The 26,522-nt window shown below is 71.7% G+C and carries 25 protein-coding genes and 1 riboswitch; of the genes, 12 read left to right on the forward strand and 13 right to left on the reverse strand.

Annotation, left to right across the window (positions count from 1 at the left end):
- Window positions 1-106: 106 nt before the first annotated feature.
- Complete coding sequence (locus tag PV343_RS34055) at window positions 107-1,582, reverse strand: sensor histidine kinase (RefSeq protein ID WP_319150892.1); 1,476 nt, start codon at window positions 1,580-1,582, stop codon at window positions 107-109.
- 508 nt (window positions 1,583-2,090) lie between these two features.
- On the opposite strand from PV343_RS34055, the gene nagB reads away from it, so the two are divergent.
- From nagB to PV343_RS34085, 6 genes are all read left to right on the forward strand, one after another.
- Window positions 2,091-2,876: a glucosamine-6-phosphate deaminase gene (nagB, locus tag PV343_RS34060; protein WP_319150893.1), complete on the forward strand. Its 786-nt coding sequence runs from the start codon at window positions 2,091-2,093 to the stop codon at window positions 2,874-2,876.
- A gap of 193 nt (window positions 2,877-3,069) precedes the next feature.
- Window positions 3,070-3,834, forward strand: a complete 765-nt coding sequence (locus PV343_RS34065) for a GntR family transcriptional regulator (protein ID WP_133920241.1) — start codon at window positions 3,070-3,072, stop codon at window positions 3,832-3,834.
- A gap of 170 nt (window positions 3,835-4,004) precedes the next feature.
- The gene (locus PV343_RS34070; RefSeq protein WP_319150894.1) at window positions 4,005-4,268 is read left to right on the forward strand and encodes a DUF3311 domain-containing protein; all 264 of its coding nucleotides are present in this window, start codon (window positions 4,005-4,007) and stop codon (window positions 4,266-4,268) included.
- The gene (gene mctP / locus PV343_RS34075) at window positions 4,265-5,893 is read left to right on the forward strand and encodes a monocarboxylate uptake permease MctP (RefSeq protein WP_319150896.1); all 1,629 of its coding nucleotides are present in this window, start codon (window positions 4,265-4,267) and stop codon (window positions 5,891-5,893) included. The genes PV343_RS34070 and mctP overlap by 4 nt, the downstream gene beginning before the upstream one ends.
- Window positions 5,894-6,090: 197 nt before the next feature.
- A riboswitch (cobalamin riboswitch) is annotated at window positions 6,091-6,225 on the forward strand.
- Between the two features lie 131 nt (window positions 6,226-6,356).
- On the forward strand, window positions 6,357-8,726 hold the full coding sequence (locus PV343_RS34080; protein ID WP_319150897.1) for a ribonucleoside-diphosphate reductase subunit alpha: 2,370 nt from the start codon (window positions 6,357-6,359) through the stop codon (window positions 8,724-8,726).
- Window positions 8,726-9,739 (forward strand): ribonucleotide-diphosphate reductase subunit beta, encoded by a 1,014-nt coding sequence (locus PV343_RS34085; protein WP_319150898.1) that lies wholly within the window; start codon window positions 8,726-8,728, stop codon window positions 9,737-9,739. The genes PV343_RS34080 and PV343_RS34085 overlap by 1 nt, the downstream gene beginning before the upstream one ends.
- Here PV343_RS34085 and PV343_RS34090 read toward each other — a convergent pair.
- A complete protein-coding gene (locus PV343_RS34090) occupies window positions 9,652-9,912 on the reverse strand; it encodes a hypothetical protein (protein ID WP_319150899.1) in 261 nt (86 codons plus the stop codon). The genes PV343_RS34085 and PV343_RS34090 overlap by 88 nt on opposite strands.
- A 93-nt stretch (window positions 9,913-10,005) precedes the next feature.
- On the opposite strand from PV343_RS34090, the gene PV343_RS34095 reads away from it, so the two are divergent.
- Window positions 10,006-10,968 (forward strand): helix-turn-helix domain-containing protein, encoded by a 963-nt coding sequence (locus PV343_RS34095; protein ID WP_319150900.1) that lies wholly within the window; start codon window positions 10,006-10,008, stop codon window positions 10,966-10,968.
- Window positions 10,969-10,996: 28 nt separating this feature from the next.
- Here the strand turns inward: PV343_RS34095 and PV343_RS34100 are convergent, their stop codons facing one another.
- The 10 genes from PV343_RS34100 to PV343_RS34145 form a co-directional block, all read right to left on the reverse strand.
- Window positions 10,997-12,367, reverse strand: coding sequence for a cytochrome P450 (locus PV343_RS34100; protein WP_319150901.1), 1,371 nt, complete (start codon window positions 12,365-12,367; stop codon window positions 10,997-10,999).
- Complete coding sequence (gene cyc1, locus PV343_RS34105; protein WP_319150902.1) at window positions 12,364-13,446, reverse strand: epi-isozizaene synthase; 1,083 nt, start codon at window positions 13,444-13,446, stop codon at window positions 12,364-12,366. Before cyc1 ends, PV343_RS34100 begins: the two co-directional genes overlap by 4 nt.
- Window positions 13,447-13,706: 260 nt before the next feature.
- Window positions 13,707-14,357, reverse strand: coding sequence for a peptide deformylase (gene def, locus PV343_RS34110; protein ID WP_319150903.1), 651 nt, complete (start codon window positions 14,355-14,357; stop codon window positions 13,707-13,709).
- Window positions 14,358-14,482: 125 nt separating this feature from the next.
- On the reverse strand, window positions 14,483-15,490 hold the full coding sequence (locus PV343_RS34115; RefSeq protein ID WP_319150904.1) for a tetratricopeptide repeat protein: 1,008 nt from the start codon (window positions 15,488-15,490) through the stop codon (window positions 14,483-14,485).
- A 110-nt stretch (window positions 15,491-15,600) separates the two neighbouring features.
- Window positions 15,601-16,872 (reverse strand): metal-dependent phosphohydrolase, encoded by a 1,272-nt coding sequence (locus PV343_RS34120; RefSeq protein WP_319150905.1) that lies wholly within the window; start codon window positions 16,870-16,872, stop codon window positions 15,601-15,603.
- Window positions 16,869-18,212: an HD-GYP domain-containing protein gene (locus tag PV343_RS34125; RefSeq protein ID WP_319150906.1), complete on the reverse strand. Its 1,344-nt coding sequence runs from the start codon at window positions 18,210-18,212 to the stop codon at window positions 16,869-16,871. The genes PV343_RS34120 and PV343_RS34125 overlap by 4 nt, the downstream gene beginning before the upstream one ends.
- A gap of 136 nt (window positions 18,213-18,348) precedes the next feature.
- The gene (rsrA, locus tag PV343_RS34130; protein WP_020942157.1) at window positions 18,349-18,651 is read right to left on the reverse strand and encodes a mycothiol system anti-sigma-R factor; all 303 of its coding nucleotides are present in this window, start codon (window positions 18,649-18,651) and stop codon (window positions 18,349-18,351) included.
- Entirely contained in the window at window positions 18,648-19,331 is a 684-nt protein-coding gene (gene sigR, locus PV343_RS34135) for an RNA polymerase sigma factor SigR (protein WP_020942156.1), read from the reverse strand. The genes rsrA and sigR overlap by 4 nt, the downstream gene beginning before the upstream one ends.
- Window positions 19,332-19,587: 256 nt before the next feature.
- On the reverse strand, window positions 19,588-20,220 hold the full coding sequence (locus PV343_RS34140) for an alpha/beta family hydrolase (RefSeq protein ID WP_319150907.1): 633 nt from the start codon (window positions 20,218-20,220) through the stop codon (window positions 19,588-19,590).
- Window position 20,221: 1 nt separating this feature from the next.
- Window positions 20,222-21,037, reverse strand: a complete 816-nt coding sequence (locus tag PV343_RS34145) for an SOS response-associated peptidase (RefSeq protein WP_319150908.1) — start codon at window positions 21,035-21,037, stop codon at window positions 20,222-20,224.
- A 115-nt stretch (window positions 21,038-21,152) separates the two neighbouring features.
- Between PV343_RS34145 and PV343_RS34150 the strand changes: the two genes are divergently transcribed.
- The 4 genes from PV343_RS34150 to PV343_RS34165 all read left to right on the forward strand — a co-directional run bounded on the left by PV343_RS34150 (window position 21,153) and on the right by PV343_RS34165 (window position 24,655).
- Window positions 21,153-21,875, forward strand: a complete 723-nt coding sequence (locus PV343_RS34150; RefSeq protein WP_319150909.1) for a M50 family metallopeptidase — start codon at window positions 21,153-21,155, stop codon at window positions 21,873-21,875.
- Window positions 21,876-21,903: 28 nt separating this feature from the next.
- Window positions 21,904-23,220: a 3-phosphoshikimate 1-carboxyvinyltransferase gene (gene aroA, locus PV343_RS34155; RefSeq protein ID WP_319150910.1), complete on the forward strand. Its 1,317-nt coding sequence runs from the start codon at window positions 21,904-21,906 to the stop codon at window positions 23,218-23,220.
- A gap of 16 nt (window positions 23,221-23,236) precedes the next feature.
- Entirely contained in the window at window positions 23,237-24,247 is a 1,011-nt protein-coding gene (rsgA, locus tag PV343_RS34160; protein WP_319150911.1) for a ribosome small subunit-dependent GTPase A, read from the forward strand.
- An 84-nt stretch (window positions 24,248-24,331) separates the two neighbouring features.
- Window positions 24,332-24,655 carry a DMT family transporter gene (locus PV343_RS34165; protein WP_020942150.1) on the forward strand — a complete coding sequence of 108 codons (324 nt, stop codon included), beginning with the start codon at window positions 24,332-24,334 and terminating at the stop codon, window positions 24,653-24,655.
- A 38-nt stretch (window positions 24,656-24,693) separates the two neighbouring features.
- Here the strand turns inward: PV343_RS34165 and PV343_RS34170 are convergent, their stop codons facing one another.
- A complete protein-coding gene (locus PV343_RS34170; RefSeq protein ID WP_319150912.1) occupies window positions 24,694-25,299 on the reverse strand; it encodes a TetR/AcrR family transcriptional regulator in 606 nt (201 codons plus the stop codon).
- 353 nt (window positions 25,300-25,652) lie between these two features.
- Between PV343_RS34170 and hisN the strand changes: the two genes are divergently transcribed.
- Window positions 25,653-26,453, forward strand: a complete 801-nt coding sequence (gene hisN, locus PV343_RS34175; RefSeq protein ID WP_319150913.1) for a histidinol-phosphatase — start codon at window positions 25,653-25,655, stop codon at window positions 26,451-26,453.
- The last annotated feature ends 69 nt before the right edge of the window (window positions 26,454-26,522 follow it).

The raw sequence follows: 26,522 nt of genomic DNA on the forward strand, positions 1-26,522 counted from the left end.
CCGAGCCGCAGCGCGCAGTACCCCCGATGCGCTTAGCGAGAGCAGAGCAGCAACGAGCACGAGCCTCGGACCCCCAAGGGTCCGGGGCTTTCTGCTTGCCCGCTGCTCATTTCTGGGCGCGCACCGGGATGTCGAGGATCACCCGGGTGCCGCGCTCCGGCGCCGGGACCATGTCGAACGTGCCGCCCAACTCGCCCTCGACCAGCGTCCGTACGATCTGCAGGCCGAGGTTGCCCGAGCGGTGCGGGTCGAAGTCCTCGGGCAGCCCGACCCCGTCGTCCTGGACGGTGACCAGCAGGCGGGCCTCCTTGGTGGTGCCGCCGCGGACCGCGGACACCTCGACCGTGCCGGTGTCGCCCTCGCGGAAGCCGTGTTCCAGGGCGTTCTGCAGGATCTCGGTCAGCACCATGGACAACGGGGTGGCGACCTCCGCGTCGAGTATCCCGAAGCGCCCACTGCGCCGGCCGGTCACCTTGCCCGGTGAGATCTCGGCGACCATCGCGAGCACCCGGTCGGCGATGTCGTCGAACTCCACCCGCTCGTCCAGGTTCTGAGAAAGCGTCTCATGGACGATGGCGATGGAGCCCACCCGTCGCACCGCCTCCTCCAGCGCCTCCCGGCCGCGCTCGGAGCCGATGCGGCGGGCCTGCAGCCGCAGCAGGGCGGCGACCGTCTGGAGGTTGTTCTTCACCCGGTGGTGGATCTCCCGGATGGTCGCGTCCTTGGTGATCAACTCCCGTTCGCGGCGCCGGAGTTCGGTGACGTCCCGGCACAGCACCAGTGAACCGATGCGGGTTCCCTTGGGCTTGAGCGGGATGGCCCGGAACTGGATGACCCCGTCGTTGGTCTCGATCTCGAACTCGCGCGGCGCCCAGCCGCTGGCCACCTTGGCGAGCGCCTCGTCCACCGGGCCCCGGGTCGGGGCCAGTTCGGCGGTGGTCTGCCCGAGGTGCTGGCCGACCAGGTCGGCGGCGAGGCCGAGGCGGTGGTAGGCGGAGAGGGCGTTCGGGGAGGCGTACTGGACGACGCCGTCCGCGTCCAGCCGGATCAGTCCGTCGCCGACGCGCGGCGAGGCGTCCATGTCGACCTGCTGGTCGGGGAAGGGGAAGGAACCCGCGGCGATCATCTGCGCGAGGTCCGAGGCGCTCTGGAGATAGGTCAGCTCCAGGCGGCTCGGGGTGCGGACGGTCAGCAGGTTGGTGTTGCGGGCGATGACGCCGAGGACGCGGCCCTCACGGCGCACCGGGATCGACTCGACCCGCACGGGGACCTCTTCGCGCCACTCCGGGTCCCCCTCGCGCACGATCCGGCCCTCGTCCAGCGCCGCGTCCAGCATGGGCCGCCGGCCGCGCGGCACCAGGTGCCCGACCATGTCGTCCTGGTAGGAGGTCGGGCCGGTGTTGGGCCGCATCTGGGCGATGGAGACGTACCGGGCGCCGTCCAGCGTCGGGACCCACAGGACCAGGTCGGCGAAGGAGAGGTCGGAGAGCAGCTGCCACTCCGAGACCAGCAGGTGGAGCCACTCGAGGTCGGAGTCGTCGAGGGCCGTGTGCTGGCGTACGAGTTCGTTCATGGAGGGCACCTTGTGAGCGTACCCGGGCCGTGAGTGGCCGAAAAAACACCCGCGGGCCGCGGCGCCTGAGAGGGACCCTCAACCCTCCCGGCACCGCAGCCCGGAGCATCATCGGCCGTGGGGTGTGCGGTCCCGGTCGGCCGAAGGTCGAGGAGCCGGGGCAGTCAGGGCAGAGAGCACCGGTTCCTCGGTCCGTCCTCCTGTGCGGGGAAGACGGAAGCTTTTCAGTTTTCCCTGCAGTGCCCCCGTGCATTGTGGACTAGACCACAAGGGCGTGTCCATGCGCGGGGGCAGGGGTTGTGGCACAGCCACTGGCACGCGATGCCCCGAAGCCTAGCCCGCCCGGGTCGGCAGCGGGGCCGGATGGCGGGGGCAATTTCGGCGGGCGGCTCCGGTTCGGCTCGGCGCGACGGCCCGGGAACGGCATGGTGCGGCCCTCCCGATCCTGTTAGATTGGTCCGCAGATTGGTCTAAACCACATAGCTCCTCACGGCTTCTTCAGAACGGCAGGCCCAGCGTGGAAGTTGTCATCGTTCCGGACGCCGCGGCGGGCGGCGAGCTGATCGCCGAGGCCATGGCCCAGCTCCTGCGGCGCAAGCCCGACGCGCTCCTCGGGGTGGCCACCGGCTCCACCCCGCTGCCCGTCTACCAGGCGCTGACCGCCAAGGTGCGCTCCGGCGCCGTGGACACCGCGCGGGCCCGTATCGCCCAGCTCGACGAGTACGTGGGACTGCCCGCGGAGCACCCCGAGTCCTACCGCTCGGTGCTGCGCCGGGAGGTGCTGGAGCCGCTCGGGATCGGCATGGACGCGTTCATGGGCCCGGACGGCACGGCCGCGGACGTCCAGGCGGCCTGCGAGGCGTACGACCGCGCGCTCGCCGGGGCCGGCGGCGTCGACCTCCAGCTGCTCGGGATCGGCACCGACGGGCACATCGGCTTCAACGAGCCGTGCTCCTCGCTCGCCTCGCGCACCCGGATCAAGACCCTGACGGAGCAGACCCGGGTGGACAACGCCCGCTTCTTCGACGGCGACATCGAGCAGGTCCCGCACCACGTGATCACCCAGGGCATCGGCACCATCCTGGAGGCCCGGCACCTGGTGCTGCTCGCGACGGGCGAGGGCAAGGCGGACGCGGTCGCCGCGACCGTCGAGGGTCCGGTGGCGGCCGTCTGCCCGGCCTCCGCGCTCCAGCTGCACCCGCACGCCACGGTGGTCGTCGACGAGGCCGCCGCCGCCAAGCTCAAGCTGGCCGACTACTTCCGGCACACCTACGCCCACAAGCCCGACTGGCAGGGGATCTAGCCGGGCGCCGGGCGGGAGCGGTGCCCGGGGGCGACCGGGTGCTATGGACTAGACCAACACCGGGTCCCCGGGTATATAGAGGAGGTCACGGACCGTGCGGATGGATCCCTGACACACGAAGCCGTGCCACGATGTGAGCCGTGGCCGATGGGATGTCGGTCGCTTTCGGCATCAGGAGCCGGGAAGGCAGAGCATGAGCACCGACGTCGGCAGTGCGGAGAACGAGGCCGGGACGACGGTCCGTACCGCGCGCGTGCCCAAGTACTACCGCTTGAAGAAGCACCTGCTCGACATGACGGAGACGCAGGCGCCCGGCACGCCGGTACCGCCCGAGCGCACGCTCGCGGCCGAGTTCGACACCTCCCGCACCACCGTCCGCCAGGCCCTGCAGGAACTCGTCGTCGAGGGCAGGCTCGAACGCATCCAGGGCAAGGGCACCTTCGTCGCCAAGCCGAAGGTCTCGCAGGCGCTCCAGCTCACCTCGTACACCGAGGACATGCGCGCCCAGGGCCTGGAGCCCACCTCCCAGCTGCTGGACATCGGGTACATCACGGCCGACGACCGGCTCGCCGAACTGCTCGACATAACGGCGGGCGGCCGCGTACTGCGCATCGAGCGCCTGCGCATGGCCAACGCCGAGCCGATGGCCATCGAGACCACCCACCTCTCGGCCAAGCGCTTCCCGGCGCTCAGGCGCTCGCTGGTGAAGTACACCTCGCTGTACACGGCCCTGGCCGAGGTCTACGACGTGCATCTCGCCGAGGCCGAGGAGACCATCGAGACCTCGCTGGCCACCCCGCGCGAGGCCGGCCTGCTGGGCACCGACGTGGGCCTGCCGATGCTGATGCTCTCGCGCCACTCCCTGGACCGCGAGGGCAAGCCGGTGGAGTGGGTGCGTTCGGTGTACCGCGGCGACCGGTACAAGTTCGTGGCCCGTCTGAAGCGCCCGGCGGAGTGACCCGGTCAACCCGGTGAACCGGCCCGCGCCGCGGCCGGTCCGGCGTCTTCACACGTCAACCGCGAAATCGGCATGCCGATATGCGGACGGGGTCTTCCGCTCCCGCGACACCGTCACCTAGATTGCCTGCGCATTACACAGGTTGATCAGCGAGGGGACGGAGCCGTGGCATGTCCGAAACGCCTGAAGTGAGACCACCGGTGGTGACACCGGTCCGCGTGATCATCGCTCTGTGCCTCGTAGCGCCCTTCGTGGCGATGCTGTGGGTCGGCTCGTACGCCAAGACGGACCCCGCGTTCATCGGGATCCCGTTCTTCTACTGGTACCAGATGCTGTGGGTGCTGATCTCCACCGCGCTCACCGTGCTCGCCCACCGGCTGTGGCTGCGTGACCAGCGCGGACGCCGGACGCAGGGCGGAGGTGTTGCGAAGTGAAGGACGGCGTCAACGGCGTCGCGCTCGGCGTCTTCGTCTTCTTCTTCCTGGCCGTCACGGTCATGGGCTTCCTGGCCGCGCGCTGGCGCAAGGCCGACAACGAGCACTCCCTGGACGAATGGGGCCTGGGCGGACGGTCGTTCGGCACCTGGGTCACCTGGTTCCTGCTCGGCGGCGACCTGTACACGGCGTACACCTTCGTCGCTGTACCGGCCGCGATCTACGCGGCGGGCGCGGCCGGCTTCTTCGCGGTGCCGTACACGATCCTGGTCTACCCGCTGATCTTCACGTTCCTGCCCCGTCTGTGGTCGGTCTCGCACCGCCACGGCTATGTGACGACGTCGGACTTCGTGCGCGGCCGCTTCGGCTCCAAGGGCCTGTCGCTGGCCGTGGCGCTCACCGGCATCCTCGCGACGATGCCGTACATCGCGCTCCAGCTCGTCGGCATCCAGGCGGTGCTGGACGTGATGGGGGTCGGTGGCGGCGAGAACACCAATTGGTTCGTGAAGGACCTGCCGCTGCTCATCGCCTTCGGCGTGCTGGCCGCGTACACCTACTCGTCGGGTCTGCGCGCCCCCGCCCTGATCGCGTTCGTGAAGGACGCGCTGATCTACATCGTCATCGCGGTGGCGATCATCTACATCCCGATCAAGCTGGGCGGGTTCGACGACGTCTTCGCCAAGGCGGGCGACGCGTTCAGCCAGGTCAACCCGGCCACCGGCAAGCCGCGCGGCGCGCTCACGCCGCCGGAGGCCGGCCAGTGGACCTACGCCACGCTGGCGCTCGGCTCGGCCCTGGCGCTGTTCATGTACCCGCACTCGATCACCGCGACCCTGTCCTCCAGGAGCCGTGAGGTGATCCGCCGCAACACCACGATCCTGCCGCTGTACTCGCTGATGCTGGGCCTGCTCGCGCTGCTCGGCTTCATGGCGATCGCGGCCGGGGTCAAGGTGACCAACGGGCAGCTGGCGATCCCGCAGCTCTTCGAGGACATGTTCCCGGACTGGTTCGCGGGCGTGGCCTTCGCGGCGATCGGCATCGGCGCCCTGGTGCCGGCGGCCATCATGTCCATCGCGGCGGCGAACCTGTTCACGCGCAACATCTACAGGGACTTCATCAAGCCGGACGCCACGCCCAAGCAGGAGGCCCAGGTCTCCAAGGTCGTGTCGCTGCTGGTGAAGGTGGGCGCGCTGGTCTTCGTCCTGACGATGGACAAGACGGTGGCCATCAACTTCCAGCTGCTGGGCGGCATCTGGATCCTGCAGACCTTCCCGGCCCTGGTCGGCGGTCTGTTCACCCGCTGGTTCCACCGCTGGGCGCTGCTCGCCGGCTGGGCGGTCGGCATGGTCTACGGCACGCTCGCCGCCTACGGCGTCGCCTCCCCGACCCAGAAGCACTTCGGCGGCTCCGCAAAGGAGATCCCGGGCATCGGCGAGATCGGCTACATCGGTCTCACGGCGTTCGTCCTCAACGTGGTGGTCACGGTGGTCCTCACGTTCGTCCTGAAGGCCGTGAAGGCCCCCGAGGGCCTCGACGAGACCCGGCCGGAGGACTACACGGCGGACGCGGGCGACGCGGGGGTCCAGGTGGAGCTCCCGCCGGCCACGGCGGGCGCCGGGCACTGACCCGACCACGCACCGGGAGCGGGCCGCCGACGGCATGTCGGCGGCCCGCTCCGCGTCGCCCCCGGGCGTCCGCCGGCCGTCCTCCGGCGCTCCGCCGGGGCCGGCACGCTCGTCACTCTGGCGGTCCGTGAGCTGACCCTCTGGAGCCACCGCACCCCGCGACAGACACAACATCTGGGGGTGACACCACAGCCCGGCACTAGATGTATGCTCATGCTCGCTGTCGCCGCAGGGGAATCCGGTGCGAATCCGGAACTGTCCCGCAACGGTGTACTTGCGTGCATCCGCACGCCTGTCCAGTCCGAGGACCTGCCGTCAGCGCGCGCCCGGCCGTCCGGTCCGGGTGCCTCCAGACGTCCGGGCCTCGTGGAGTGGGCCGGTGGACGCGACGTCGTGCGCGCTCGTGCCGTCGCCGCCCGCTGCCCTCCGCCAGGCCCCCGTGCCGAGCGAGGGAGAGCCCCACGTGACCATCGCGCCCGCCGATCCGGCTTCGGTCAGCGACCCGAACACCGACGGTCCCGGTGCCGCGCTGCTGCGGACCCTGACCGAGCTGACCGCCGACCTCCCCGACGCCGACCCCGGCCGGGTGGCCGCGGCTGCGCTGCGCGGCCGGTCCGCACGGGCCGACGAGGCGGAGCTGCGCGAGCTGGCCACGGAGGCGGCCGCCGGGCTCATCTCCGAGGACCCCGCCTACTCCCGGCTGGCCGCCCGGCTGCTGACCGTCTCGGTGCGCGCCGAGGCCGCCTCGCAGGGCGTCACCTCCTTCACCGGGTCCGTCGCCGTGGGCCACCGCGAGGGCCTGATCGCCGACCGCACCGCGGAGTTCGTCCGGCTGCACGCCGACCGTCTGGACGCGCTGGTCGACACCGCGGCCGACGACCGCTTCGGCTATTTCGGCCTGCGCACCCTGCACAGCCGCTACCTGCTCCGGCACCCCATCACCCGCAAGGTGATCGAGACGCCCCAGCACTTCATGCTGCGGGTGGCGTCGGGCCTCGCCGAGGACGACACGGTCCGCTCGCTGGACGAGGTCGCCGCGCTCTACCGGCTGATGAGCCGCCTCGACTACCTGCCCTCCTCCCCCACGCTGTTCAACTCCGGCACGCGGCACCCGCAGATGTCGTCCTGCTACCTGCTCGACTCGCCCCTGGACGAGCTGGACTCCATCTACGACCGCTACCACCAGGTGGCACGGCTCTCGAAGCACGCCGGCGGCATCGGCCTGTCGTACTCCCGCATCCGTAGCCGCGGTTCGCTGATCCGCGGCACCAACGGGCACTCCAACGGCATCGTGCCGTTCCTGAAGACCCTGGACGCCTCGGTGGCCGCCGTGAACCAGGGCGGACGGCGCAAGGGCGCGGCCGCGGTGTACCTGGAGACCTGGCACTCCGACATCGAGGAGTTCCTGGAGCTGCGCGACAACACCGGTGAGGACGCCCGCCGTACGCACAACCTGAACCTGGCGCACTGGGTCCCGGACGAGTTCATGCGCCGGGTCAACGCCGACGAGCAGTGGTCACTGTTCTCCCCGGCGGACGTGCCCGAACTGGTGGACCTGTGGGGCGCGGAGTTCGACGCGGCCTACCGCAAGGCGGAGGCGGACGGGCTCGCCCGCCGGACCATCCCGGCCCGCGACCTGTACGGCCGCATGATGCGCACCCTCGCGCAGACCGGCAACGGCTGGATGACCTTCAAGGACGCCGCCAACCGCACCGCGAACCAGACGGCGGAGCCGGGCCATGTCGTCCACTCCTCCAACCTCTGCACCGAGATCCTGGAGGTCACCGACGACGGGGAGACGGCGGTCTGCAACCTGGGGTCGGTCAACCTCGGCGCCTTCGTGACCGACGGGGACCTCGACTGGGAGCGCCTGGACGCCACGGTCCGCACGGCCGTCACCTTCCTCGACCGCGTCGTCGACATCAACTTCTACCCGACCGAGCAGGCGGGCCGCTCCAACGCCAAGTGGCGTCCGGTGGGCCTGGGCGCCATGGGTCTCCAGGACGTCTTCTTCAAGCTGCGCCTGCCCTTCGACTCCGCCGAGGCCAGGGCCCTGTCCACGCGGATCGCCGAGCGGATCATGCTGGCCGCGTACGAGGCCTCCGCCGACCTCGCCGAGCGCAACGGCCCGCTGCCGGCCTGGGAGAAGACCCGCACCGCCCGCGGCGTCCTGCACCCGGACCACTACGACGTGGAACCGACCTGGCCGGAGCGCTGGGCGGCGCTGCGCGAGCGGATCGCCTCCGTGGGCCTGCGCAACTCGCTCCTCCTGGCGATCGCGCCCACCGCGACCATCGCCTCCATCGCGGGCGTGTACGAGTGCATCGAGCCGCAGGTGTCCAACCTGTTCAAGCGCGAGACGCTGTCCGGTGAGTTCCTCCAGGTCAACTCCTACCTGGTGCAGGACCTGAAGGAGCTGGGCGTGTGGGACGCCCGGACCCGGGAGGCGTTGCGCGACTCCAACGGATCGGTGCAGGAATTCGCCTGGATCCCGGCCGACGTGCGGGCGCTGTACCGCACGGCGTGGGAGATCCCGCAGCGCGGCCTGATCGACATGGCCGCCGCCCGCACCCCGTTCCTGGACCAGGCCCAGTCGCTGAACCTGTTCCTGGAGACGCCGACCATCGGCAAGCTCTCCTCGATGTACGCGTACGCCTGGAAGTCGGGCCTGAAGACGACGTACTACCTGCGCTCCCGCCCGGCGACCCGGATCGCCCGGGCCGCCCAGGCCCAGGCGCGGACCGAGGCCACCATCCCCGTCCAGCAGGCCGCCGACCCCGACGCGGTCGCCTGCTCCCTTGAGAACCCCGAGTCCTGCGAGGCCTGCCAGTAATGACCACCCGTAACCAGAACCTGCTCGACCCGGGCTTCGAACTGACCCTGCGTCCGATGCGCTACCCGGACTTCTACGAGCGCTACCGCGACGCCATCAAGAACACCTGGACCGTGGAGGAGGTCGACCTCCACTCGGACGTGGCCGACCTCGCGAAGCTGTCCCCGGAGGAGCAGCACCTCATCGGCCGCCTGGTGGCCTTCTTCGCGACGGGTGACTCGATCGTCGCGAACAACCTGGTGCTGACGCTGTACAAGCACATCAACTCCCCCGAGGCGCGGCTCTACCTGAGCCGGCAGCTCTTCGAGGAGGCCGTGCACGTCCAGTTCTACCTGACGCTCCTGGACACCTACCTGCCCGACCCGGACGACCGGACGGCGGCCTTCGCGGCCGTGGAGAACATCCCCTCCATCCGCGAGAAGGCGGGGTTCTGCTTCAAGTGGATCAACGAGGTGGAGAAGCTGGAGCGGCTGGAGTCCCGGGCGGACCGCCGGCGGTTCCTGCTGAACCTGATCTGCTTCGCCGCGTGCATCGAGGGGCTGTTCTTCTACGGGGCCTTCGCGTACGTCTACTGGTTCCGCAGCCGGGGCCTGCTGCACGGCCTCGCCACCGGCACCAACTGGGTGTTCCGCGACGAGACGATGCACATGTCCTTCGCCTTCGACGTGGTCGACACCGTCCGCAAGGAGGAGCCCGACCTCTTCGACGACGAGCTGCAGCAGCAGGTCACCGACATGCTGCGGGAGGCCGTCGAGGCCGAGCTGCAGTTCGCGCGCGACCTGTGCGGTGACGGCCTCCCGGGGATGAACACCGAGTCGATGCGCCAGTACCTGGAGTGCGTCGCCGACCAGCGTCTGACGCGGCTCGGCTTCGCCCCGGTGTACGGCTCGGAGAACCCGTTCTCCTTCATGGAGCTGCAGGGTGTTCAGGAGCTGACGAACTTCTTCGAGCGCCGCCCGTCGGCGTACCAGGTCGCGGTGGAAGGCACGGTCGACCTGGACGAGGACTTCTGATCCCTCCTTCCGGCCCGGGCCTCCCGGGCTCCCCGGGCCTCCTGGGCCCTCCTGATCTGCCGGTCGATGATCCGGTCCCGCACGATGCCGATCACCGCCGGGAGGACCAGGAGGCCCAGGATCCCGATCACGGCGATCATGCCGAGCAGTCCTTCTGTCTGTGCCGTAGTCATAGACACCACTGTCGCGCCTGACACTCCTTACCGGGAGTGGCAGGACTGCCGTGCACCCTCGATTTACTGCCAGCATCGAGGCACACTGGCGGCATGCTGCGCAATGTGGTCGCCGTCCTGCTCGACGGCGTGAACCCCTTCGAGCTGGCCGTCGTGTGCGAGGTCTTCGGCACCGACCGCAGCGACGAGGGCCTGCCGGTGTACGACTTCGCGGTCGCCTCGGCCGAAGGCCGGACGCTGCGTTCGAACGCGGGTTTCTCGCTGCACGTCGAGCACGGCCTGGAGCGACTGGATTCGGCCGATCTGATCGCCGTGCCGGCCGGGTCCGACTACGCCTCCCGCCCGTTCCCGCCCGAGCTGCTGGACGCCCTGCGCCGCGGCGTGGACCGCGGCGCCCGGGTGCTCAGCGTCTGCTCGGGCGTCTTCGTGCTCGCCGCGGCCGGGCTGCTGGACGGCCGACGGTGCGCCGTGCACTGGCACCACGCGGACGAGCTGGCCCGCCAGTACCCGCGGCTGACCGTCGAGCCGGACGTGCTCTACGTGGACGAGGACCCGGTGATCACCTCGGCCGGCACCGCGGCCGGCATCGACGCCTGTCTGCACCTCGTGCGCAGGGAACAGGGCCCGGAGGTCGCCAACCGGATCGCCCGGCGCATGGTGGTGCCGCCGCACCGGGACGGCGGGCAGGCGCAGTACATCGAGCGGCCGCTGCCCAAGGCCCCGTGCGACACCGTCGGCGAGGTCCTGGCGTGGATGGAGCGGCACCTCGACCGGGAGGTGACCGTCGAACAACTCGCCGCCCGCGCCCACATGGCCCCGCGCACCTTCGCCCGCCGCTTCCAGCAGGAGACGGGGACCACCCCCTACCGCTGGATCCTGCGCCAGCGCGTGTTGCTGGCACAGGAGTTGCTGGAGGGCACGGACGAGACCATGGACGCGATCGCCTCGCGCACGGGCTTCGGCACGGCGGCCGCGCTGCGCCACCAGTTCGTCCGCGCGCTGGGCACCACCCCGGCGGCCTACCGGCGCACGTTCCGCGGCCCGCAGGCCGCCTGAACACGCGCCGGCGCCGACTGCCCGCGGGCTACCAGGGCAGCGGCCTGAGCAGCAGCCGGTGCGGCCGCAGCGTGATGCCCACGCGGGTGCTGTCGTTCGACCCGCCGACCTGCTCGAAGCGGTACTTCGCCGAGATCGCCGCGGTGATCAGGCTCAGCTGGGCCATGGAGAAGTGGTCGCTGGGGCACTTGCGGTTGCCCACGCTGAACGGGCTCATGGCGTACTTCGGCACCTCCTTGGCCCGCTCGGGCAGCCAGCGGTCCGGGTCGAAGTCGAGGTGCCGGTCGTAGGAGCGGGCGTCGCGCTGGACGGCGTAGGGGCTGTAGACGATGTCCGCCCCGGCCGGAATGCGATAGCCGCCCAGCTCGGTGTCGGTCACCGCGCGCCGGGTCAATATCCATACGGCGGGCCTGAGCCGCATGGCTTCCACGACCACATTGTTGGTGTGCCTGAGCTCCCGTACGTCGGCGAATCCGACGGGTCGGCCACCGGTCGCGGATTCGACCTCCGCGCGCACCTTCTCGGCGTGTTCCGGGTGTTCCGCGAGCACCTGGAGCAGCCACATGATCGTGGAGGCGACTGTTTCGCTTCCGGGGGTGAGTATCGCGACCACCTGGTCGTGGATCTCCTGTTCCCCGATGGGGTCGCCATTGTCGTCCTTCGCCTCCAGCAGTGCCGTCAGCAAATCGTCCGGCTTTTGACCAGATGCCCTCCGCTCGGCGACGATCTCGTCGACCAGCAGATGCAAATCGGCCAGCGCCCGGTTGAATTCACGGTTGGCCGGGAGCGGCAGCCGGTAGAGCGGTCCGAGCGGGATGACCATCCTGCGGTACATACCACGGAAGACGGTCGCGAGATCGGCGCTCAGCCGCTCCGCGCGCTCGTCCATGTACTCGCCGCGCAGCAGGCAGCGGGCGGCGATGCGCACGGCGACGCGGAACGACTCCGCGGTGCAGTCGACGGTCGCGCCCGGCTTCCAGCGCTCGGTCAGCCCGTGCGCCTCCTCCTCCATCACCGGGCCGTAGGCGGGGATCGCGTCGAGCCGGAACGCGGGCTGTATGGTGCGCCGCTGGCGGCGGTGGCGGGGGCCGTTGGCGGTGGCCACGCCCTCCTTGCCCAGCAGGCCCTCCAGGGACTCCCACAGCGGTCCGCCGATGCGGTAGTCGGGGCTGAGCGCGAGGGCGCCGGTGAGCGCCGGGGTGGTGACGGCGTAGACCGTCTTCGGGCCGAGCCGCAGCCGCACGACGTCGCCGTGCTCACGCAGGCCGGACATGAAGGCCAGCGGGTCGCGGACCAGTTTCAGGCCGTGGCCGAGGCCCGGGACGGCGCCGCCGGCCAGCGGCGGCTCGCGCAGTTCCGGCGTCCGCGGGGTCACGGGCTTCACAGACTCGACGGTCATTTCTCACCTGCCGCTTCGTTGTTGACGTACGGGGGAGTGGACCGGTCGTCCCAGCTGTCGACCATGTACCGGCCTGACTCGTGGTGGAACCAGTAGACGGAGCTGAACCAGTTCCGCATGTTGCCGACGCAGACGCGCACGGCGGCGCTCAATTCCTTTCCACGGGTGGTTCCGTCGGCGAGTCCGTCGGCGAACCGCAGGGCTTCGCGCTCGGCCTCCAGGAATTCACTGATGCATTCCTCGACGCGTCGCCTGACTTCGTCCACGGCTTCTTCGAGGGTGAACCCCTCGTGGGTGACGAGACTGATTCCCAGATTGTGCACCTCGTCGCCCGCTATTTCCTTGGGCAGCGAACAGAGGTCGTTGTACCAGGCGGCGAATTCCTGGCTCAGCAGTGCCGGCCTGCGATATGCCGCGTGTTTCCGCACCGGGTCCGGGAGTTCACAACCGGCGCCCTGCTCCAGCAGGTCCGTCCATATCCAGTGCGCGAAGGTGAGCCGGCGCAGGGCGAGATACTCCTCGACCTTCGGGACGTGTCCCGCGGTCCGGTTGCGGAACTCGCGGTCGTAGGCCTCGATCACCGCGTGGAAGTGGCGGGCGAAACGCCGGTTCCAGGTGCGCGGCAGGAACGAGTACAACCGCAGCACGCTGTCCGCGAACCCCGCCACCAGGGAGTCCGGGTGATGCAGATGGTGCCGGGGGGAGGCGAGGGCCGCGTGCAGTCGGTGCCTGAGGCGCCGCCAGTCGTCCGGGCGGCCGTGCACGATGTCCCGGTCGTGGCGGTCGTCCCAGACGAAGAACCAGGCGCTGTAGTCCGCGATGGCCTGGAGGACCTCCTCGGTGGCGTCCGTGTAGTACCCCGCCATCAGGTCGGTGTAGCAAAGACCGTCGGCATATTCCCGCACCTTGTCCGCCGGCATGAGCCGCTTTTCGAGCAGCCACACCCGGGTCTTCTCCTGGAGCTTCGGCCAATACGGGTGGAGTTGTCGGGGAAACAGCTCCTCGATCACCGGGAGGGCGAGAGACGGCGGTACCGCGACCGCTGTCGACGATGTGGTGCCGTGTGAGAAAGCGTGCACGAACAGTCCCCTCTCAGCCGCCAGGAGCGCAACACCCCTCCGTGCCGTGCCGGGCGTGCGCCGTTGCGTATCCCCGCTCTTACATTCAGCACCACAACTGACCGTTATGGGAACGGATTTGCTCCACTCACCACCCCAACATGCCGGGAATCATGCGACGAACAAACGAACGACGCCCGGTCGGGAAGGATCCCGACCGGGCGTCGTCGATGACGTCGTGGCTGCTCCCGCAGGGTCGCCGTACGTCTCGGCCGTGTCTCTCAGCCGTTGGCGACCACGGGGTAGCGTGGCTCGTTCTCGGCCATCTGCCGCAGCGCGTCCTTGCGGTCCCGCTTCGACAGCCGGTCGATGTAGAGGTAGCCGTACAGGTGGTCCGTCTCGTGCTGCAAACACCGTGCGAAGTAGCCGGTGCCCCGGACCCTGATCGGGTTGCCCTTCTCGTCCTGGCCGGTGACCTCGGCGTAGTCGGGGCGCGCGAGCGGCGCGTACGCCGTGGGCACGGACAGGCAGCCCTCGTTGCTGTCGTCCAGCCGGCGCTGGTCGGCGGGCAGCTCCACCAGCTTCGGGTTGCACACCACGCCCACGTGCCGGACACCCTCGTCGTCCTGGCAGTCGTAGACGAAGACCTTCAGGTCCACACCGATCTGGTTGGCGGCCAGGCCCACGCCCTCGGCGGTGCGCTGGCTGGCGAACATGTCCGCTACCAGCTGGTCCAGCTCCGCGCCGAACTCGGTGACGTCCTTGCACTCGGTGTGCAGCACGGGGTTGCCGACGACGGTGATCGGCCGCGAGGTGCCGCGCTCGCGCCAGGCGTTCTCGCGCTCCTCGCAGTCCTCCGTGTCGACGACGTACCCCTCGTCGTCGACGGGGAGCACGCCCGCGTGCTGCTGATCGGTGTCCTGCTGCGCCATGACCGACGTAAGCCTTCCTGCACAAATACTGGGAGTGATGCTGATACAGGGTACGTGCAGCGCCCTGTCACGGGCGCGCGGAACCGCGTGACCAGCCCCCCAGGGGCCCGCGGCCCGGGGCTGCGTCAGCACACCTCTTCGAGATCCCGCCAGTCGCGCGAGTCCGGGCTGTCGGCGACCCAGCCGTCCAGCAGCCCCCGGACCAGCGAGGCGGGTGCCGCCACTCCGCACTCCCGCTCCGGCACCCACAGCTGGCCGTCCGTGCGGTGCCCGAGCGGCCCGGGGTGCCCCGGCTCGCTGTGGTCGTGCGGGTCCAGGTGCATGCCGTCGCCCTCGTCCGAGGGCATCCGCGACTCCGAGCACATGCGGCACAGCAGCCGCACCGACGAGGACCAGTCCTCGGCGGCGAATCCGGCGTCGGCGGCGAGCTGCTCCAGGGCGTCCCGGTCGGCCTCGGTGGCCGCTTCCAGCAGCACCACCCAGGTGGGGACGGGCGAGGGCGCCCACAGCTCGATCTCGTCGAAGACCGGGTAGGAGTGCCCGGCGGACGTGGTGCGCTCGCCGTGCGGGACGCCGTCGTGCAGCACGACCTCGCCCCAGCGCCGCCCGGACGACGGGAGCGGGATGGACAGCACCTCGATCCGCGCCGGGTCGAGCCGGCGGCCCCAGACCACCTCGGCCTCGCCCTCCGGGGAGAGCCGTACGGCCGCGCTGCCCAGTTCCATGCCGAGCGGCTCGCCGGAGGCGGTGGCCCCTCCCCCGGCCTTCGGCCGGGAGGTACCCCCGGGCACCCGCAGCCCGTAGGCCTGCCAGGCCCGGCGGGCCAGCGGCCAGTCCTGCAGGGCGGTCGCGGCGATGCCCACGTTCCACCAGTCCGGAGCGCCGGTCTCGCGGTCCAGGAGGGCCACGGCGCGCAGTCCGGCGGCGCGGGCCTGCTCCCAGTCGTGCCGGAACTTGTGCAGCAGCGCGAGGTTGAACCAGGACTCCGACAGCCAGGGTTCCAGGTCGGCGGCGCGTGTCAGCAGCTCGCCCGCGTCCTCGTACCGGCCGTCGCCGATGAGCGTGAACGCCCTGTCGGTGGCCTGCCGCCAGGAGGCGGAGGGCCGGTGCCGTCCCTTGCCGAAGATCCTCACGATTCCCGCCTGCCAGTTCCAGTTCCGCACGTGGGCTGGCTTGTGCCCCCGGACACCCTCTCCCTCGCATCCAACCACGTACGGCGGGAGGGGCGCTCATTACCCATGGGTTACCCCGTCACGCGCTGGGTCAGACAGTCGGGCCGCGCTCCGGCGCCGTTGTCGCCTCGCCACCCCCCGGCCCCCGACAGCACCCGGGCGAGCGACTCCACGACTTCCGGAGCGTAGTCCCCCGCGGTGGCCAGGCGCAGCTCCTCCAGCGCACGCAGCGGTCCGTCGGGCCCGGCGTCGCGCGCCTTCTCCTCGTACGCGTTCACCGCCCGGATGATCCGCGCGGCCGGCGGCTGGTCCGCGCAGGGGTCGGCCTGCCGCTCGACGACGACGGCGACCGCCGCGTCCACCCCGGTCTGCCGGACGACGGCGCCGCCGAGCAGCGCGATGCGCCGCTGCTCCTCGCGGGGCAGGGCGGCGGTGGCGCCGGCCGGGACCGGGTCGACCAGGCTGAGCTGGCCGATGTCGTGCATGAGGGCGGCGTACTCCAGGACGGTCAGCGCGGGCCCGGGCAGGCCAAGTTCGCGGCCGACGGCCAGGCTGAGCGCGGCGACCCGGCGGGCGTGCCCGGCGGGGGTGTACCCGGCGATCTCGGTGGCGCGGGCGAGGGAGGCGATGGTCTGCCGGTAGGTGGCGCGGACGGCGGCGTAGCGGCGCACGGAGAGCTGGGTGAGCAGCAGGGGCAGGCAGAACACCGGCAGTGCCCACAGTCCGGCGACGGCGACGGCGAGCGCCATCACCGCGCCGGTCGCGCACACGGCGGACCCGATGCCGAGCAGTCCGCGCAGCTCCTCGCGCAGCTGCGGGCCGAAGGGCCAGCCGGTGCGGGAGTGGGCGAGCGCGGCGGCGAGGACGGCGTCGCACAGGGCGGTCAGGACGAGCAGGGCGACGACGAGCAGGGCGTAGCCGGGGCCGTCCCAGCCCTCCAGGGCGCCCTGCAGGTACAGGGGCTGGAAGCACACGGCGGCGAAGCCGACGGTCAGGACACGGCGGGCCAGGTGGTCGAGGGTCGGGGTGCGGCCGGACCAGAGGTGCGGGACGCCGCCGAGCAGGGAGGCGGCGAGGACGACGGTGACCACCTGCGCGGCGCCGTGCTGGGTGGGATGTCCGGCGTCGGCTCCGAGCAGCGCGTACGACAGCGATCCGGCGGTGCCCAGCGGGGCGGCCTGCCGGACCTGGGGCCCGCTCCACCGGGTCAGCTCGCCGACGGCTATGAGCACCCCGAAGGCGAGCGCCACGCCCCGGTCCTCGATCCCGCTCCACAGGCTGACGGCGAGGCAGGCACCCGCGGTGAGGCCGGCGCCCGTGTGCACGATCCGCAGGGCGGTCACCGGCCCGCTCCGCTCGGGCTGCCGGCGGCCGGCTGCTGGGCCGGGACCGCGGGCGAGGTCTCGTCGGCGGTGACGGCCGGGTGCCAGCCGTGCCGGTCCAGCGCGTCGGCGAGCGCGGTGACCATGCGGGGGTCGAAATGGGTCCCGGCGCACCGCCGCAGCTCGGTGACCGCGGCCTCGACGGGCCGGGCCCGGCTGTAGGAGCGGGTGGAGGTCATGGCGTCGAAGGCGTCGGCGACGGCCACCACGCGGGCGCACTCGGGGATCTGCCCGCCCGCGAGCCCGTACGGGTAGCCGCTGCCGTCGAGCCGTTCGTGGTGGTGGAGGATGGCCGCCCGGGCCTCGCCGAGGAAGGAGATCCCGCGGACCATCTCGTGGCCGTACTCGGGGTGCAGCTCGATGACCCGCCGCTCCTCGGGGGTCAGCGGGCCGTCCTTGCGCAGCAGTCGGGTGGGCACACCGAGCTTGCCGACGTCGTGCAGGATGCCGGCGAAGCGCAGCACCTCGACGCGCGCGTCGTCCATGCCGAGTTCGCGGGCGATCAGCACGGACGCCTGGCCGACCCGTTCGCTGTGGCCACGGGTGTAGCCGTCCTTGATGTCGACGGCCTGCACCAGCGCGCGGATGGTGGCCTGGTGGGCGGCCCGCTCGCGGTGGTACTGGGCGAAGACCCAGCAGGAGACGCACATCGGCAGCAGCACGAGCAGCGCGGCGACGGGCCCGTAGCGGCTGCGCCACAGCACGGCCATCATCAGCCCGGCCAGTCCGTGCACCGCGACCGGCGCGAGGGAGCGGAACAGCAGCCCGCCCCAGGCCCGGCGCGGCGACACCCTCCCCCACGGCCTGCGAGGGGTGGGCGGCACCCCCGCGCCCGCCGCCAGGATCCCGCCGTCGAGCACGGAGAGCACCAGGCAGAAGGCGAGGACGGCAGCTCCGGCGGGCACGAGCACGTAGGGGAAGTGGCAGGCGACGACGGCGTCACGGCCGCCGAGCGACCAGTGGACCCGGGCCGCGCCCCACACGGCGAGCGAGGGCCGCGCGGCCCGCCACACCCGGCGGAGCCGGACGGGCCGCTCCTCGACGCGGGCGAGCAGGGCGGCCGGCAGCGGCACGAGCGCGGCGGCGGGCGGGGGCAGCAGGAACGCCCCGGCGAGCAGGACGGGGTAGAACGTGCCGCCCAGACGGCGTCCCACGACGTGGTCGCAGGCCGCGTACAGGCCCGCGAGCAGGGTCAGCGCCCACCAGGGGGTGCGGGTGCCCGGGAACGGCAGCGCGCAGAGGACGACCGACAGAGCGACGCAGGCGACCCAGGCTCGCGCCCTCGCCGGAACCGCCTCCATCACGCCCCTCCCCGACCGTGCCTGCCCAGGCTCGGAGCCTAGGACGGGCGTCGGGGGGCGCGGGGGACCATGCCCCGGGGATTAGCACGTTCGAGTGATGACGGGTCGTGGCGGGGCGGCGGCTCCGCCGCGGCGCTCAGCGCTCCTGCGGAGCGGCGGTCACGTCGTGCTCGGGCACGGTGTGCCCGGAGCGGATCAGGTCGATCCGCCCCATGACCTTGGCGCGCAGGTCCGCGGGCACGTCGTCATGTCCGCAGCACCGCTTGACCAGCTTCTTCACGGCCTGCTCCAGGCCGTACTTCTCCAGGCACGGGGAGCATTCCTCGAAGTGGTGCTGGAACTTGTCGCGGTCGACGTCCGGCATCTCGCTGTCGAGGAACTCGTACAGGTGGTCGAGGACCTCACTGCAGTCCGTCTCGTGCGGCTCTCCGCAGCTCATGAGCCCGAGCCTTTCGCTTCGTTCGACTCTCCGGCGCCGGCCGGGACCAGCCCCCGCTCACGGGCGTAGTCCTCGAGCATGCCGCGCAGTTGACGGCGGCCCCGGTGCAGCCGGGACATCACCGTACCGATGGGTGTCCCCATGATGTCCGCGATCTCCTTGTACGCAAAGCCCTCTACGTCCGCGAGATAGACGGCGATGCGGAACTCCTCGGGGATCGCCTGCAGCGCTTCCTTCACGTCGGAGTCCGGCAGGTGGTCGAGCGCCTGCGACTCGGCGGAGCGCAGACCGGTCGACATGTGCGACTCGGCACGGGCGAGCTGCCAGTCCTCGATCTCCTCGGCCGCGCTGCGCTGGGGCTCGCGCTGCTTCTTGCGGTACGAGTTGATGAAGGTGTTGGTGAGGATCCGGTACAGCCAGGCCTTCAGGTTGGTGCCCTCGCGGAACTGGTGGAAGGACGCGTACGCCTTCGCGTAGGTCTCCTGCACCAGGTCCTCGGCGTCGGCCGGGTTGCGCGTCATGCGCAGCGCGGCCGAGTACATCTGGTCGAGGAATTCGAGCGCGTCCCGCTCGAAGCGCGCGCTGCGCTCCGCGGTCGACTCAGCGCTGTCGCCCCGGCCCTCGGGCTGCTCCGCCTGGCCGTTGTCGGTCCCTGCGTCGGTACCGGTGACCGGACCCACCTCCTCAAGATCCCGGGCAGGACCGAGACCGATCCCACTCGTTTCGGAGGATAGAACACGACCCGTGCCTGCCGCCCCTCGAATAGGGGTGGCCTTGGCCGCGTGCAGCACCGTCCAGTCCAGGTCAGTGCGGCTGCTGCGGCTCGGGCAGATGGTCGAACCCATGCGGCGGACTTCCTCTCCTAGGACTTCGGTGCCGGTTCCCCAGCACTTCTGTCCGCCACAACAGTGCTCCGCCGCCCCGCATTCCCGGGGGTCAGCCGAGTGACCGGGTCCACGCCACGACGGCGCCGGTGAGGACGTCGAGCGCCTCCTCCTGGGTGATCGCGGCGCGTTTGGGCACGGCGAACCCGTGGTCGCCGTGGGGCACCTCGGCCAGTTCGTGGTCGCCCTCGGGGAACTCCGCCGGCCTGCCGAAGGGGTCGGCGCCGCCCTGGACGACCAGCGTGGGCACCCCGGCGCCGAGGAGTTCGTCGGCCCGCGACTTCTCCGGCCGGCCCGGCGGGTGCAGCGGGAAGCTGAGCGCCAGCACCGCGTGCGCGCCGAGTTCGCCGGCGGTGCGGCAGGCGACCCGGGCGCCGGCGCTGCGCCCGCCGGAGACCACCGGCAGGCCGGGCCGGGCGAGCGCGGGCCAGATCCCGCGCCAGCCGGTGTCCAGGGTCTTCGGCGCGGGGGCGAGCTTCTTCCCGGCCACCCGCCAGGGCTGTTCGACGAGGGCCACGCTCGCCCCGTGCCCGGGCAGCACCCGGGCGAGCGCCTGGAGGTCCCGTGCCTCGACGCCGCCGCCGGCGCCGTGGCCGAGGGCCAGCACCAGCCGCGGCTGTTCCGCGGGGTGCCAGGTGATCCGGGCGTCTCCGGCGTCCGTGGCGATGATCTCGGTGGTGGTCACGTCAGAAGAGTGTGCCCTCCTCCGGCGCCTGAAGCTCCTTCAGCAGCTCCGGTCCGTTGTTGCGGACGTTGCTGACGGCGGTGCCGACCGGGTAGGCGCGCATCAGGCCGGGCGGGGGCGGGGCCAGCAGTCCGCGCAGCTCGTCCGGGTCGGTGCGGGCGGGGTCGAGCCAGGCGCCCCAGCGGTCCGGGGTGAGCATCAGCGGCATCCGGGGGTGGATCTCGGCGAGGGTGTGCGGGCCCTCGGCGGGGGCCACCGCCAGCGGGGTGGTCTCCGCCTCGGTGGTGATCACCGAGCAGGTGACCCACCAGGCGCCCGGGTGGTCGTCGGGCAGCGTGCGGTCCCGCCAGAACTCGTAGAGACCGGCCATCGCGAACACCGAGCCGTCGGCGGGCAGCACGAAGTAGGGCTGCTTGCGGGGCCGCTTCCTGCGGCCCTCCTCCTCCAGCTCCCGCTCCTGCTTGCCGGTGACCCACTCGTAGTAGCCGTCGGCGGGCAGGATGCAGCGCCGGGCGGCGAAGGCGCGGCGGTAGGAGGGCTTCTCGTGCACGGTCTCCGCGCGCGCGTTGATCATCCGGGCGCCGCCCTCGGGCGTCTTGGCCCAGGAGGGCACCAGGCCCCACTTGAGCCGGCGCAGCTGGCGAACCGGACGCGGGCTGTCCGCGTCTTTCACCGGACGGTCGAGAACGGCGTAGACCTCCTTGGTCGGGGCCACGTTGAAGTCCGCTTCCAGGGTCTCCTCGGGCTCCCACTTCTCGATCCCGAAGACGCCCGCGAGATCCTCCGGCCTACGACTGGATGCATACCGTCCGCACATACGTGCCACACTGCCAGGCCCACCCGTCCCCCGACCACCACCTTCCGGCGACGACCTCTCGCGCCGCCCTCCTCCGGACACGCACCGAACCGAGCACAGGGAGCCACTCGGACCTATGGACAGCCTCGCCGCCACCGCGCTGCCCGACTTCTGGGACCGGCTGACCGGCACCCAGCCCGACCCCGACCTGTGGGTGGTGCTCGCCACTCTGGTCGCCGCGCTCGCGGTGGTGGTCTGGCACCCGGTGTGGCGGCTCGCGCGCAACGCCGTGACCATCGCCCACGAGGGCGGCCACGGCCTGGTCGCGCTGCTCACCGGCCGGCAGCTCACGGGGATACGCCTGCACTCCGACACCAGCGGTCTGACGGTCAGCCGGGGCAAGCCGTACGGGCTGGGCATGATCCTCACCGCGGCCGCGGGGTACACCGCCCCCTCGCTGCTGGGCCTGGGCGGGGCCGCGCTGCTGGCCGCGGGCCGCATCACGCTGCTGCTGTGGGTGGCGACCGCGCTGCTGGTCGCGATGCTGGTGATGATCCGCAACGCGTACGGGGTGCTGACCGTGGTCCTGGCCGGGGGCGCCTTCCTGCTGGTGTCCTGGCTGGCCGGTGCGCAGGTGCAGGCCGCCTTCGCCTACGCGGTGGTGTGGTTCCTCCTCCTCGGGGGCGTGCGGCCGCCGTTCGAGCTCCAGTCCAAGCGGTCGCGGGGCGGCGCCGGGGACTCGGACGCGGACCAGCTCTCCCGGCTGACGCACGTTCCGGCGGGGCTGTGGCTGTTCCTGTTCCACGCGGTGTCCCTGTGCTCACTCATCGGTGGCGGCCGCTGGCTGCTGGAAGGTTGAGACCGGGCCCTGCTTATAAAGTGGCCTCATGGCCCCGAACACCGCCCACCCCGCCCTCTGGCCCGCCCCGCACGCGAGCGGAGCCGTCGACGCCACGGTCCACGTGCCGGGGTCCAAGTCGGTCACCAACCGCGCCCTCGTGCTGGCCGCCCTCGCTTCCGAGCCCGGCTGGCTGCGCCGCCCGCTGCGCTCCCGCGACACGCTGCTGATGGCCGGTGCCCTGCGGGCCATGGGGGTCGAGATCGAGGAGGGGGTGGGCCCGGACGGCTCCGGGGAGGCCTGGCGGGTGCTGCCCACCGGCCTGCACGGCCCGGCCACCGTCGACGTCGGCAACGCCGGCACGGTGATGCGCTTCCTGCCGCCGGTGGCCGCGCTCGCCGACGGCCCGATCCGCTTCGACGGGGACCCGCGGTCCTACGAGCGGCCGCTGCACGGTGTGATCGACGCGCTGCGCGTGCTCGGCGCCCGGATCGACGACGACGGCCGGGGCGCGCTGCCGCTGACCGTGCACGGCGGCGGGGCGCTGGACGGCGGCCCGGTCTCGATCGACGCCTCCTCGTCCTCCCAGTTCGTCTCGGCGCTGCTGCTGTCGGGCCCCCGCTTCAACCAGGGCGTGGAGGTCCGGCACACCGGCGCGACCCTGCCCTCGATGCCGCACATCCGGATGACCGTGGACATGCTGCGCGCGGTCGGCGCCCAGGTGGACACCCCGGAGTCGGGCGGCGAGCCGAACGTGTGGCGGGTGACGCCGGGCGCCCTGCTGGGCCGGGACCTGACGATCGAGCCCGACCTGTCGAACGCCCAGCCGTTCCTGGCGGCGGCCCTGGTCACCGGCGGCAAGATGCTGATCCCGGACTGGCCGGAGCGCACCACCCAGCCGGGTGACCGGCTGCGGGAGATCTTCACCGAGATGGGCGGCACCTGCGAACTGACCGAGTTCGGGCTCGTGTTCACCGGCTCGGGCGCCGTCCACGGCATCGATGTCGACCTCGGTGACGTCGGCGAGCTGACGCCGGGTGTCGCGGCGGTCGCCGCGCTCGCGGACTCCCCCTCGACCCTGCGGGGCGTGGCGCACCTGCGGCTGCACGAGACGGACCGGCTGGCCGCGCTGACCAAGGAGATCAACGGGCTGGGCGGTGACGTCACCGAGACGGCCGACGGCCTGCACATCCGCCCGCGCCCGCTGCACGGCGGGGTGTTCCACACCTACGAGGACCACCGCATGGCGACCGCCGGTGCGATCATCGGCCTGGCGGTCGAGGGTGTGCGGATCGAGAACGTGGCGACGACGGCGAAGACCTTGCCCGACTTCCCCGAGCTGTGGACCGGGATGCTGGGGAACTGACGGGCGGACTGGGATCATGCGCCGCTACGGCAAGCACACCGACGAGGACGACATCCGCACCCGCCCGAACCGCAAGGGCAACCGGCCGCGCACGCATATCCGGCCCAAACACGAGGACGCGGCCGAGGGCATGGTCCTCACCGTCGACCGCGGCCGGCTGACCTGCCTGGTCGGCGACCGTACGGTCATGGCGATGAAGGCCCGCGAGCTGGGCCGCAAGGCGGCCGTCGTGGGCGACCGGGTGGCCCTGGTCGGTGACCTGTCCGGCAAGAAGGACACCCTCGCGCGGATCGTGCGCATTCAGGAGCGCGGCTCGCTGCTGCGCCGTACCGCCGACGACGACGATCCCTACGAGCGGGTCGTCGTCGCCAACGCCGACCAGCTGGCGATCGTCACCGCGCTCGCCGACCCCGAGCCGCGCCCGCGGCTGATCGACCGCTGCCTGGTCGCGGCCTTCGACGGCGGCCTGGAGCCGCTGCTGGTGATGACCAAGTCCGACCTGGCCCCGCCGGACAAGCTGCTGGAGCTGTACGGCGCCCTCGACATCCCGTACGTCGTCACCAGCCGCGAGGAGCTGGAGAACGGCGATGCGGCGGACCGGGTGCGCGCGCACCTGGACGGCAAGATCACCGCCTTCGTGGGGCACTCGGGCGTGGGCAAGACGACCCTGGTCAACGCGCTGGTCCCGGAGGAACGCCGCCGGGTCACGGGGCATGTGAACGCGGTGACCGGCCGAGGCCGGCACACCACGACGTCGGCGCTCGCGCTGCCGCTCACCGCTGCGGACGGCTGGGTCGTCGACACCCCGGGCGTGCGCTCCTTCGGCCTGGCGCACGTCGACCCCTCCCGCGTGATCCACGCCTTCCCGGACCTGGAACCGGGCACGGAGGGCTGCCCGCGCGCGTGCAGTCACGACGAGCCCGACTGCGCGCTGGACGCCTGGGTCGAGGAGGGGCACGCGGACCCGGCGCGGCTGTTCTCCCTGCGCCGGCTGCTGGCCACGCGGGATCGCCGAGAGGGCGACTGAGCTTCGCGTTGTTTGCCGGGGCCCGCCGCCGGTAAGTGCATAATCGCACCGAGCCGGAGATCAGGACCTACGGGAGGACCGTACATGCCGTGGCTGCTGGTCATCGTCGCCGGCTTTCTGGAGACGGGCTTCGCCGTGTGCCTCAAGCTCTCCCACGGGTTCACCCGGCTGTGGCCGACGATCGCCTTCGCCTCCTTCGCGCTGGGCAGCTTCGGCCTGCTGACCCTGTCCCTGAAGAAGCTGGACGTCGGCCCCGCGTACGCCGTGTGGACCGGGATCGGCGCGGCGGGCACCGCGATCTACGGCATGGTCTTCCTCGGTGACCTGGTGTCGACCCTGAAGATCGTGTCGATCTCGCTCGTCATCATCGGCGTGATCGGCCTGCAGCTCTCGGGCTCCGCCCACTGAGGGTCCGCCAACTCCGTCAGGTCCCCGCCTGTCGGGTGTCAGACCGGCTGGCCGGGGAGCGCGCCGCGCACCAGCGCGGCCATCCCGCCCTCCCCCGGCGGCGCCGCCACGCACGACAGCGCGAGCCGTACGACCAGTTCGCAGGAGCGGGTCAGCTCGGAGCCGTCGGCGTGGCCGGTCCCGGCGCCGCCCAGGACGGTCACCGCCCTGTCCCGCACGAGCCGCACGAAGTCGCCGGGCGTGGGCAGTGGCCCGTCCGCCCGGCGCTGCGCGGGCACGGCGGACGCGGACGGCACGGCGGAGAGGGTCGGCGCGGGCAGGCGCTCGCTCCAGCAGCCGGTGAGCATGGCCCGTACCAGCGCGTTGTCCCGGGCGGCCGACGCCATCCACTCGGCGGTCGCGGTCAGCCGGTCCCGCGGGTCGGTGTGCGCGGCCAGCGCCCGCTCCACCCCGGCGAGATAGCCGTCGGCCTCCCGCCTCACCAGCGCTCTGGCCAGCCCTTCCTTGCTCCCGAACTCGTTGTACAGCGTCTGCCGGGACACCCCCGCCGCCGCCGCGACGTCGACCATCCGCACCGCCGACCACGGCCGCCGGGCCAGCGCCGTGTAAGCGGCGTCCAGCAGCGATTCCCGGGCTGCAGGCATCTTCGCCTCCCTGGGGCGAGCGACACTGCGCCCAGATTTGACGCGCGTACATGCACTGTCAAGGGTCCGCGGAGGTACGAAAAGGCGTTCGCCACCCCCACCCTGCACGAGCGTCCCGGCGCCCACCGGACAACGGGACGGCCGACGCGGAGCCATGGAACGCGCCGCCGCCCGGAGGCGTCGCGCTCGCGCGGGCGTGGCCCGCCGGCTCGCGCGCCACGGAACACGCCCGGTCCACGGAGAGGCCCGGCCCCGCCGTCACCGACGCTCCGCAGGGCGTCCGGCAGGACGGCCTTACGGGCGGTCGGGCCCCCTGTAGCCCCGGCCTCGTCCCGGCGGATACCGTTCGTCACATGCAGGACTACCTTGACGACCTTCGCCTCGCCCACGTCCTCGCGGATGCCGCCGACGCCGCCACCATGGCCCGTTTCAAGGCCCTCGACCTGAAGGTGGAGACGAAGCCGGACATGACGCCGGTGAGCGAGGCGGACAAGGCGGCGGAGGAACTCATCCGCGGCCAGCTCCAGCGCGCCCGCCCCCGGGACGCGATCCTCGGCGAGGAGTACGGCATCGAGGGCACCGGCCCCCGCCGCTGGGTGGTCGACCCGATCGACGGCACCAAGAACTACGTACGCGGTGTGCCCGTGTGGGCGACCCTCATCTCCCTGATGGAGGCGGGCGAGGGCGGCTACCAGCCCGTCGTCGGCCTGGTGTCCGCGCCCGCGCTCGGCCGGCGCTGGTGGGCCGCCAAGGGCCACGGCGCGTACAGCGGCCGCAGTCTGACCTCGGCGGGCCGCATCCACGTCTCCCGCGTCAGCAGCCTGCCAAACGCCTCCTTCGCGTACTCCTCGCTCTCCGGCTGGGAGGAGCAGGGCCGTCTCGACGGCTTCCTCGACCTCACCCGCGAGGTGTGGCGCACGCGCGCGTACGGCGACTTCTGGCCGTACATGATGGTCGCCGAGGGATCGGTGGACCTCTGCGCCGAACCCGAGCTGTCACTCTGGGACATGGCCGCCAACGCGATCATCGTGACCGAGGCGGGCGGCACCTTCACCGGCCTCGACGGCCGCCCGGGCCCCCACAGCGGCAACGCGGCCGCGTCCAACGGCCTGCTGCACGACGAGTTGCTGGGGTATCTCGCCCAGCGTCACTGACGGTGTCGGCAGGCCGTTCTGACGCGGCCTCGATCGCGGGGCCGTACCTGACTCAGTGGCAGTACCGGT

This window comes from Streptomyces sp. WI03-4A (genome assembly GCF_033792105.1).
In the GTDB taxonomy this organism is placed as follows: Bacteria; Actinomycetota; Actinomycetes; order Streptomycetales; family Streptomycetaceae; genus Streptomyces; species Streptomyces collinus_A.